This window comes from Streptomyces sp. NPDC017056 (genome assembly GCF_044332485.1).
Classification (GTDB): Bacteria; Actinomycetota; Actinomycetes; order Streptomycetales; family Streptomycetaceae; genus Streptomyces.
Genome location: NZ_JBIRPD010000043.1, coordinates 1 through 2,808, shown reverse-complemented (window position 1 = coordinate 2,808; position 2,808 = coordinate 1). Strand labels below are relative to the sequence as shown.

Annotated in this window: 1 rRNA gene; it reads right to left on the bottom strand. The window is 56.5% G+C overall.

Going from position 1 to position 2,808, the window contains the following annotated elements:
- Positions 1-21: 21 nt before the first annotated feature.
- Positions 22-2,808: ribosomal RNA gene (locus ACH4OW_RS39035) — 23S ribosomal RNA — on the bottom strand; the annotation flags it as partial.

The window sequence follows — 2,808 nt, the reverse complement described above, 5'->3', positions numbered from 1 at the left end:
ACACAGTGGACGCGAGCAACTGAGGACAAGCCCTCGGCCTATTAGTACCAGTCAACTCCACCCGTTACCGGGCTTCCATATCTGGCCTATCAACCCAGTCGTCTACTGGGAGCCTTAACCCCTCAAAGGGGGTGGGAGTCCTCATCTCGAAGCAGGCTTCCCGCTTAGATGCTTTCAGCGGTTATCCTTTCCGAACGTAGCCAACCAGCCATGCCCTTGGCAGGACAACTGGCACACCAGAGGTTCGTCCGTCCCGGTCCTCTCGTACTAGGGACAGCCCTTCTCAAGACTCCTACGCGCACAGCGGATAGGGACCGAACTGTCTCACGACGTTCTAAACCCAGCTCGCGTACCGCTTTAATGGGCGAACAGCCCAACCCTTGGGACCGACTCCAGCCCCAGGATGCGACGAGCCGACATCGAGGTGCCAAACCATCCCGTCGATATGGACTCTTGGGGAAGATCAGCCTGTTATCCCCGGGGTACCTTTTATCCGTTGAGCGACGGCGCTTCCACAAGCCACCGCCGGATCACTAGTCCCTACTTTCGTACCTGCTCGACCCGTCAGTCTCACAGTCAAGCTCCCTTGTGCACTTACACTCAACACCTGATTGCCAACCAGGCTGAGGGAACCTTTGGGCGCCTCCGTTACTCTTTAGGAGGCAACCGCCCCAGTTAAACTACCCACCAGACACTGTCCCTGATCCGGATCACGGACCCAGGTTAGACATCCAGCACGACCAGAGTGGTATTTCAACAACGACTCCCCCGCCACTGGCGTGACGAGTTCACAGTCTCCCACCTATCCTACACAAGCCGAACCGAACACCAATATCAAGCTATAGTAAAGGTCCCGGGGTCTTTCCGTCCTGCTGCGCGAAACGAGCATCTTTACTCGTAGTGCAATTTCACCGGGCCTATGGTTGAGACAGTCGAGAAGTCGTTACGCCATTCGTGCAGGTCGGAACTTACCCGACAAGGAATTTCGCTACCTTAGGATGGTTATAGTTACCACCGCCGTTTACTGGCGCTTAAGTTCTCAGCTTCGCCCCACCGAAATGGAGCTAACCGGTCCCCTTAACGTTCCAGCACCGGGCAGGCGTCAGTCCGTATACATCGCCTTACGGCTTCGCACGGACCTGTGTTTTTAGTAAACAGTCGCTTCTCGCTGGTCTCTGCGGCCACCACCAGCTCAGAGTGCAAGACTCATCACCAGCAATGGCCCCCCTTCTCCCGAAGTTACGGGGGCATTTTGCCGAGTTCCTTAACCATAGTTCACCCGAACGCCTCGGTATTCTCTACCTGACCACCTGAGTCGGTTTAGGGTACGGGCCGCCATGAAACTCGCTAGAGGCTTTTCTCGACAGCATAGGATCATCCACTTCACCACAATCGGCTCGGCATCAGGTCTCAGGCATCATGCTGTCCGGATTTGCCTAGACAGCGCCCTACACCCTTACCCCGGGACAACCACCGCCCGGGCTGGACTACCTTCCTGCGTCACCCCATCACTCACCTACTACCACCTTGGATCAGCGGCTCCACCACTCCCCTTTGTCCGAAGACTCCAGGGCGGCTTCACGGCCTTAGCATTAATGGATTCGATGTTTGGCGCTTCAAAGCGGGTACCGGAATATCAACCGGTTGTCCATCGACTACGCCTGTCGGCCTCGCCTTAGGTCCCGACTTACCCTGGGCAGATCAGCTTGACCCAGGAACCCTTAGTCAATCGGCGCACACGTTTCCCACGTGTGTATCGCTACTCATGCCTGCATTCTCACTCGTGAACCGTCCACAACTACCTTCCGGTGCTGCTTCACCCGGCACACGACGCTCCCCTACCCATCACAGCAACCGTTAGGTCTCATGCTGCAATGACACGACTTCGGCGGTGTGCTTGAGCCCCGCTACATTGTCGGCGCGGAATCACTTGACCAGTGAGCTATTACGCACTCTTTCAAGGATGGCTGCTTCTAAGCCAACCTCCTGGTTGTCTCTGCGACTCCACATCCTTTCCCACTTAGCACACGCTTAGGGGCCTTAGTCGATGCTCTGGGCTGTTTCCCTCTCGACCATGGAGCTTATCCCCCACAGTCTCACTGCCGCGCTCTCACTTACCGGCATTCGGAGTTTGGCTAAGGTCAGTAACCCGGTAGGGCCCATCGCCTATCCAGTGCTCTACCTCCGGCAAGAAACACACGACGCTGCACCTAAATGCATTTCGGGGAGAACCAGCTATCACGGAGTTTGATTGGCCTTTCACCCCTAACCACAGGTCATCCCCCAGGTTTTCAACCCTGGTGGGTTCGGTCCTCCACGAAGTCTTACCTCCGCTTCAACCTGCCCATGGCTAGATCACTCCGCTTCGGGTCTTGGGCACGCTACTCAACGCCCTATTCGGACTCGCTTTCGCTACGGCTTCCCCACACGGGTTAACCTCGCAACATACCGCAAACTCGCAGGCTCATTCTTCAAAAGGCACGCAGTCACGACTGCCATCCGAAGATGACAGCGACGCTCCCACGGCTTGTAGGCACACGGTTTCAGGTACTATTTCACTCCGCTCCCGCGGTACTTTTCACCATTCCCTCACGGTACTATCCGCTATCGGTCACCAGGGAATATTTAGGCTTAGCGGGTGGTCCCGCCAGATTCACACGGGATTTCTCGGGCCCCGTGCTACTTGGGTGTCTCTCAAACGAGCCGTTGATGTTTCAGCTACGGGGGTCTTACCCTCTACGCCGGACCTTTCGCATGTCCTTCGCCTACACCAACGGTTTCTGACTCGTCCCACAGCCGGCAGACTGT